Origin of the sequence: Acinetobacter calcoaceticus, from assembly GCF_016508255.1 — a bacterium.
Lineage (GTDB): Bacteria > Pseudomonadota > Gammaproteobacteria > Pseudomonadales > Moraxellaceae > Acinetobacter > Acinetobacter calcoaceticus_E.
In genome coordinates, this window is sequence record NZ_JADVKT010000003.1 from 361,145 (window position 1) to 367,831 (window position 6,687).

Here is a 6,687-nt window from a genome sequence, read left to right on the forward strand (position 1 = left end):
AACAGACTTCACGCTGTAATCTGCTTAGAGTACACTCAAAATCATCTTACTCATCATTATAAATTGTGATGCAAATATTGAAACAAATACAAGTTCCATATAGTTTTGCCAAGCGTCATGGTGTTTTATTTCGTTATGACGGTGATCAAGTATTTATTATTAGACGTCAAAACACTGAAAAAATTGCATTGCAGGAAGCAAGACGAATTCTAGGGAAGCCAGCGCACTACCAATTATGCACTGAACAAGAATTTAATACACTTTTAAGTACAAGCTATGCAGGTGATACAGGGGAGTCACAACAAGTTGCGGCAGGTTTAGAAGATCATCCTGATTTATTAAGCTTAGCCGATCAGGTTCCTGAAACAGAAGACCTGATGGACCAAGAAGATGATGCCCCGATTGTTCGTCTTATTAATGCACTACTTTCAGAAGCAATTCGAGTAGGAGCTTCTGATATTCATATTGAAGCTTTCGAAAAGAAGTTATCTGTACGATTACGTGTAGATGGTCAATTACGTGAAGTTGTCCAGCCACGCCGTGAGTTGGCGCCTTTGCTTGTTTCACGTATTAAAGTCATGGCAAAGCTCGATATTGCAGAAAAGCGGGTGCCGCAAGATGGGCGTATTTCTTTACGACTTGCGGGACGAGAAGTAGATGTACGTGTTTCAACTTTACCTTCATCACATGGTGAAAGGGTTGTAATGCGTTTGCTTGATAAACAAGCTGGTCGTCTTAATATGATCCATTTGGGACTGATGGCAAATGACTATGAGCGTTTAACTCAGTTAGTACATCGTCCTCATGGCATTATTTTAGTCACAGGTCCTACAGGCTCGGGAAAAACGACGACCTTGTATGCAGCCTTATCTGATCTAAACGACAATACGCGTAACATTTTGACAGCCGAAGATCCTATTGAATATCAACTTGAAGGTATTGGGCAGACACAGGTCAATACTAAAGTGGATATGACTTTTGCTCGTGCTTTAAAGGCAATGTTGCGTCAAGATCCAGATGTGGTCATGGTCGGTGAGATTCGTGATTTAGAAACTGCTGAAATTGCAGTGCAAGCCTCATTAACAGGGCATTTGGTTTTATCGACCCTACATACCAATACGGCTATTGGTGCAGTCACTCGACTTAAAGATATGGGGATTGAACCATTCTTGCTCTCAAGTTCTTTAATTGGGGTAGTTGCTCAACGTTTAGTCCGTACTCTTTGTCCGTTTTGCGTACAATGGCATGAAGCAGATGATTTTGAAAAACAGATTTTTCAACATATTTCTCAAGACGAAAATCTGAAATTGCCACATGCCCATGGTTGTGAGCAGTGTTCGCATTTAGGTTTTAATGGCCGTACAGCTATTTATGAAATTGTACCTGTGGATGAGCCAATGCGTCGTCTAATTCACGGAAATGCAGCTGAATTTGAATTAGAAAATCATGCTCGTCAGTACTCTGGTTCTATTCGCGATGATGGCTTACGTAAAGTAATTTCAGGTAAAACTACACTTGAAGAAGTGCTTCGTGTAACCAATGAAGCAAGTGAAACATAAGTTATAAAATGCAATAAAAAATGCCCGAGCTATATCGGGCATTTTCAATAATAAAACTTACTCAGTCACAATATTAAAAGTTACATCAATATTGTTGCGAGTTGCATTTGAATATGGGCAAACGATATGAGCTGCAGCAACTAATTTTTCAGCCTCTTCACGATCCATGCCAACCAAGTAAACATTTAAAGTCACTTCAATACTGAAACCTGTAGGAATTGGACCAATACCTACTTCACCTTCTACATAAGCATCTTTGCTAATATTAAATTTATCGCGGTTTGCAACAAATTTTAAAGCTCCTAAAAAGCATGCTGAATAACCAGCTGCAAATAATTGCTCAGGGTTTGTTACAGCACCACCGGCACCACCCATTTCTTTAGGTACGCCAAGTTGTACATCTAATACGCCGTCTGATGAAGTTGCACGGCCATCACGACCACCGGTTGCCTTAGCTTTTGCACGATAAACAACTTTTTCTAATGACATCGTTTTTATTCCTAAAATAGATTGAATACAAATATATCGTACACGACTTAATTATTTTGACAAGTGTATTTTTTGAAAAAATTGCTGTTTATTTGACTAGGTTTGTACGGAGTTTAGTAAGTTGATCCTTTAGGCCTAGTAGAGTTGTCATATCACATGAACTTGCATCTAATACTTCGGCTGGAATATTCATTGCTTGATCTTTTAATTTTTTTCCTTCATCGCTTAGCGTAATAATAACTTGGCGTTCATCTTGCGTTGAGCGGGTGCGGTGAAGAAAATGGAGGGCTTCTAATTTTTTCAGAATAGGAGTGAGCGTTGATGATTCTAAAAAAAGCTTTGCACCAATTTCTGAAACAGTCACTTCATCCTGTTCCCATAAAACTAACATCACCAAATATTGAGGATAAGTAATACCCAATGGTGTTAAAAGTTTTCGGTAGAGCTGATTAAGAGCTAAATTTGTTGAATAGACGAGGAAACATAGTTGATTCTCAAGCTTTAAGTTTTGACAGTCTTGGTCCATATATTCCTCAAAAAAAACTCATATTGCTTTTGTAGTATATCGCGTTCTATTCAGTTTCTTAAATGTTCATAAGAATTGGTTATGAATAAAGTAAATTAAGGGGCATAAAAAATGGAATAATTGGATCAATTATTCCATAAGATAAAAATATTTTAGATAAAAGTGTCTACCAGAGATCCGCAATTTTTTTCATTAAACGTGCCCGATATTTAGCTGTAGGGTTATTTACACTACGTTGTTGCTCTTGTTCATAAAAATCTTGCCAAGCAGTAATCATTTCAAGGGTTGTTCCTTGTTTTTTAATCATGGATACATCTGCTGGTTGAATATTTTCTAAACGTTGTCTTGCACCTTCTGCGCCCGTTCCCCATCCAATTATTCTCTGGCCAAATGCGGGCAAAGGAATATTTTTAGGAGTTGAGGGAAAAATATCTGATTTGAGCTGTGCGGTTGGTGAAACGAAATGATTCGTTGTATCAAACTCTGCATAACAATGAATATTTGCCCCCAAGCAAAAAAAGCTAAGTAAGTATTTCCACATGAATAATTAAACTTTTAATAGTGAATCAATTTACGGTGTGTCATTAGAGGCATTGAAGAGCGGACGAGATCTTGTGCTGTTAAATCAAAGGGTACAGTAATCAAACCATTCCCTTCATTTTCAATCATACTTAAAATTTGACCACGACTATCTGTTGCCCCCGAGTGTCCCCAGGTTTGTCGTTTTTCACCATGCCAGCCCTGTTGTGCTGCACCTAAAACATAACATTGGCTATCCATTGCCCGAGCTTGTAGCAAAAGCTGCCAGTGCATTTGTCCAGTTGTATAGGTAAACGCAGCAGGGGCAGTAAGAATATGAGCGCCTTGTTGTCTTAGAGTTAGAGCAAGCTCTGGAAAACGCAAGTCATAACATACCATTAAGCCAATATTGCCAAAAGGGGTAGATGTGACTACTACGTCTGTCCCAGGTTCAAAGAAACGAGACTCTTGATAACCACCGACAGCATCACCAACTTGTACATCAAATAAATGGATCTTGTCATAACGTGCTTCTGTGCGCTCAGGGCTGATACAGAGGCTAACGGTTCTGACTCGACCATCTTGAATAATAGATCCATCTGGACGGAATGGACATGGTAGCGTGCCAGCCACAATCCAGATTTGATATTGATGTGCTAGTTTCTCAAGCCTTTGTTGAATAGATTCAAATTGCTCAGCAGTTTCACGTTGTTTCCCAGCAGCAAAACATACAAAGTTTTCAGGGAAAACAATCAAGCTGGCATTTTGCACTTTGCTTTGTTGAATCAACGACTCAATGACTTGAAAGTTATTTTCAATATCATCTTGAGAGTTCATTTGAGCAACAGAAACAAGGGTCATATTCTAATCCGACTTAATGATGATAATCAGGCATTTTGCTTGTCCGATACCTGTTCAAGCGTATCTTGTTCTTTCTGTAACTGCTTAACAAGTGGCTCAAACATATTCTGATTGTTCGCATTGAGTTTCATCAATGTCTTATGCGCATCCAGAACAGTTCTTAGCATTGCATTATGAGTGATTTGTTCATCTGTTAACGTTAACGTGCAAACATTAGGATCACCACAATAATTCAAAATGACAAAAACCTGCCCTAGCCCCATACTGTTGGCTAAGGTTGTGATATCTGGATTGGTAGATAGCATCACAGCTTGAATATGATGAGTCTGTTTAAGCTTTAAACCTAGCTTGGCTAGGATGCCTAATACAGTACTATCAATAAATGTTGTTTGGGTTAAATCAACGATTGCACCAACAACATTCTCTTGCTGTTCAATTCTGTTTAAAAGTTTGTCTAGACTTATACAAGAATGGGCTCGCACTTCACCAATAAGTTTGAAAATATGCGTTCCATTTAAACTTGCATATTCAACATGACCTGTTGACATATAAATGCCATTTTCAGAGAAGGATAGAAAAATTATCACATAGTGCCACCTCAGACTCAAGAGTCCTTAAGTCGTATATTATGTAATTAATTGATTCGTAAATTAATTGATTCGACAAATACTGAAGATGGCAATGTCGTCGGCCACATGATCGGGTGCTTGAAATGATTGATTTTGCAAATGATGGACCAATTGTTGGAATTGATCATTTAAACCACCATCAAAGGGTTCTAGGGCTCCATCCGAGCAAACAATGAAGCGTGCATGGCGATTTAGTGTACAAATATGCTCTTCAACTTCGAGCTCATCAGTTAAACCTAATGGGAAACTACTCGTTGTTAGAATTTTAGGTGCTTGATTGGGCTCAAAAATGATCGGAGGGGGGTAGTGCCCAGCACTTGACCAACGAAGCGTGTGCGTTTCAAGATTTAAAATACCCACCACAATCGTAATGTGTTTTTCAATATTCTCTTGAACCAACATGCCGTTTAATTTTTTAATTAATTGTCGTGGTGTTTTCGATCGACCATGAAAAGCTGCCATCCATGATGTTAATAAGCTACTCGTTACCCCATGACCTGAAACATCAGCAAGATAAAATAAAACTTCTTTATCATTTAATTTCCAATAGTCGTACCAATCACCAGAAAGATAAGCTGAAGGCTGAAAGAAAGTTTCGACTTGATAATTTAATAACTCAATTGGATTGGGTAATAATCGTTTTTGCAGTTCAGCAGCCGAAGGTAAATCACGGCTATCTTGATTACGCTTATATTGAGCATCAATTCTTGATAGTGCTTTATTTAAATCGCTAGGTAGCTGATTCCATACCCAACCTGCAAGAGCACCTGCTTCCCATGCATGAGCTAAAGCGGCTCCTTCATGTTCAAAAGCAATTACCACTGTTGGTAAATTCCACTTATAAGTCAGGAAATCTTGTACATCTGCAATTGCAATGATGGTTGGATCATATAAATCTAAATCATCTATGTTAATGACTTGTAAGCCTGGCAGTTTATCCAAAGCTTGCTCTAAATAGAGAATAGAGCGTGTCGGTTTAATAAAATACATAGAAGATATGGCAGTCCTTTTATATGATCACTTTATTCATCATAGAGTATGTATGATCAAAATCAAGGTATTGCCAAACTCTCAATTCAAGCAATACCTTTTATTTCATCTTTTAAGGGTTTTGATTCCCATCTGATGTATCTTTTGAATCATCATCAATGAAAGACACATCAGCCGAGTCGCCCTTTTTCTCTGCAATCTGGAATGCTTTACGTTGGAGATATAAGTCTCGAATCATAGCGTATTGATCGCCTTGTAAAGTCTGATCTAAATCCAGATATTGAGCACGAGTATCAATAGCTTGTAATACGTTACTCGACCAATAAAGACCATCTTGATTATTCATAATATATTTTTGAGGACGAGCTTGGGAATCTACTGCTAAACCCAAACCATCACGTAAAGTACTTGGTCCAAAGAAAGGTAGCATAAGGAATGGACCAGATGGCACCCCATAGTAACCGAGAGTTACGCCAAAATTCTCTTCCTCGGTCGGTAAACCTAAGCGGCTAGCTGGATCTGCCAAACCAAGAGTAGTTAAGGTATTAATCGTAAATCGACCTAAAGTTTTTACTGCACGACCTGGGCGGCCTTGAATAATCTGATTAACAGCATTCCATGGTTCACCAAGATTTTTACGGAATTGGCGATAAGAGCCTCGTACATCTTCTGGTGTCTTTGCTATATATTGAACGGCAACAGGACGTAAAAAATTGCGGTCTAACATATCATTAAAAGAATAAATTGGACGGTTCAATGACTGCAAAGGATCTTTTACAAGATCTGGTTGTGCTGCATTGGCATTGATTTTTAAATCTTTAACTTTAATATTTTTTAAATCTTTAATAATTTGTGAACGGGGCTGATTGGACCCTGTTTCTTCTAATGAACTAGCATTAGAAGATTCACTTGTCGTGTTTTCTTGAGCATATATAGAGGTGCAAACACCTACAGATAACACGCTTAGTAAAATTAAATTAGAATAATTCATATAGTTCCTTAACCGCCAGCCAGGCTAATACTTAATGTGCAGTTGGGTGGAGATATGTTTTAATACAAAATTGATAGCTTATTATCAATGTAAAATTGATCAAATAATATAGATAATATGCGA

8 protein-coding genes are annotated in these 6,687 nt (G+C 38.1%); 1 reads left to right on the plus strand and 7 read right to left on the minus strand.

The window, feature by feature from the left end; translation table 11 throughout:
• Positions 1-68 precede the first annotated feature (68 nt).
• A complete protein-coding gene (gene gspE / locus I5515_RS09345; RefSeq protein WP_199966057.1) occupies positions 69-1,559 on the plus strand; it encodes a type II secretion system ATPase GspE in 1,491 nt (496 codons plus the stop codon).
• Positions 1,560-1,616: 57 nt separating this feature from the next.
• Here gspE and I5515_RS09350 read toward each other — a convergent pair whose 3' ends face one another.
• From I5515_RS09350 to I5515_RS09380, 7 genes are all read right to left on the minus strand, one after another.
• On the minus strand, positions 1,617-2,048 hold the full coding sequence (locus I5515_RS09350) for an organic hydroperoxide resistance protein (RefSeq protein WP_002117290.1): 432 nt from the start codon (positions 2,046-2,048) through the stop codon (positions 1,617-1,619).
• A gap of 88 nt (positions 2,049-2,136) precedes the next feature.
• Positions 2,137-2,574: a MarR family winged helix-turn-helix transcriptional regulator gene (locus I5515_RS09355; RefSeq protein WP_199966059.1), complete on the minus strand. Its 438-nt coding sequence runs from the start codon at positions 2,572-2,574 to the stop codon at positions 2,137-2,139.
• Between the two features lie 166 nt (positions 2,575-2,740).
• Positions 2,741-3,115 (minus strand): DUF4951 domain-containing protein, encoded by a 375-nt coding sequence (locus tag I5515_RS09360; protein WP_199966061.1) that lies wholly within the window; start codon positions 3,113-3,115, stop codon positions 2,741-2,743.
• A 14-nt stretch (positions 3,116-3,129) separates the two neighbouring features.
• Positions 3,130-3,954 carry a carbon-nitrogen hydrolase family protein gene (locus tag I5515_RS09365; protein ID WP_199966063.1) on the minus strand — a complete coding sequence of 275 codons (825 nt, stop codon included), beginning with the start codon at positions 3,952-3,954 and terminating at the stop codon, positions 3,130-3,132.
• Between the two features lie 26 nt (positions 3,955-3,980).
• Positions 3,981-4,502, minus strand: coding sequence for an anti-anti-sigma factor GigB (gigB, locus tag I5515_RS09370; protein ID WP_002117273.1), 522 nt, complete (start codon positions 4,500-4,502; stop codon positions 3,981-3,983).
• A 102-nt stretch (positions 4,503-4,604) separates the two neighbouring features.
• The gene (gene gigA, locus I5515_RS09375) at positions 4,605-5,573 is read right to left on the minus strand and encodes an RsbU family protein phosphatase GigA (RefSeq protein WP_199966065.1); all 969 of its coding nucleotides are present in this window, start codon (positions 5,571-5,573) and stop codon (positions 4,605-4,607) included.
• 112 nt (positions 5,574-5,685) lie between these two features.
• Positions 5,686-6,564 (minus strand): VacJ family lipoprotein, encoded by an 879-nt coding sequence (locus I5515_RS09380; RefSeq protein WP_227562671.1) that lies wholly within the window; start codon positions 6,562-6,564, stop codon positions 5,686-5,688.
• Between the last annotated feature and the right edge of the window lie 123 nt (positions 6,565-6,687).

Excerpts from the sequence above, each read along its gene's own strand:
- gspE (WP_199966057.1), top strand. The coding sequence starts at position 69 with ATGCAAATATTGAAACAAATACAAGTTCCATATAGTTTTGCCAAGCGT.
- I5515_RS09350 (WP_002117290.1), bottom strand. The coding sequence starts at position 2,048 with ATGTCATTAGAAAAAGTTGTTTATCGTGCAAAAGCTAAGGCAACCGGT.
- I5515_RS09355 (WP_199966059.1), bottom strand. The coding sequence starts at position 2,574 with ATGGACCAAGACTGTCAAAACTTAAAGCTTGAGAATCAACTATGTTTC.
- I5515_RS09360 (WP_199966061.1), bottom strand. The coding sequence starts at position 3,115 with ATGTGGAAATACTTACTTAGCTTTTTTTGCTTGGGGGCAAATATTCAT.
- I5515_RS09365 (WP_199966063.1), bottom strand. The coding sequence starts at position 3,954 with ATGACCCTTGTTTCTGTTGCTCAAATGAACTCTCAAGATGATATTGAA.
- gigB (WP_002117273.1), bottom strand. The coding sequence starts at position 4,502 with ATGTCAACAGGTCATGTTGAATATGCAAGTTTAAATGGAACGCATATT.
- gigA (WP_199966065.1), bottom strand. The coding sequence starts at position 5,573 with ATGTATTTTATTAAACCGACACGCTCTATTCTCTATTTAGAGCAAGCT.
- I5515_RS09380 (WP_227562671.1), bottom strand. The coding sequence starts at position 6,564 with ATGAATTATTCTAATTTAATTTTACTAAGCGTGTTATCTGTAGGTGTT.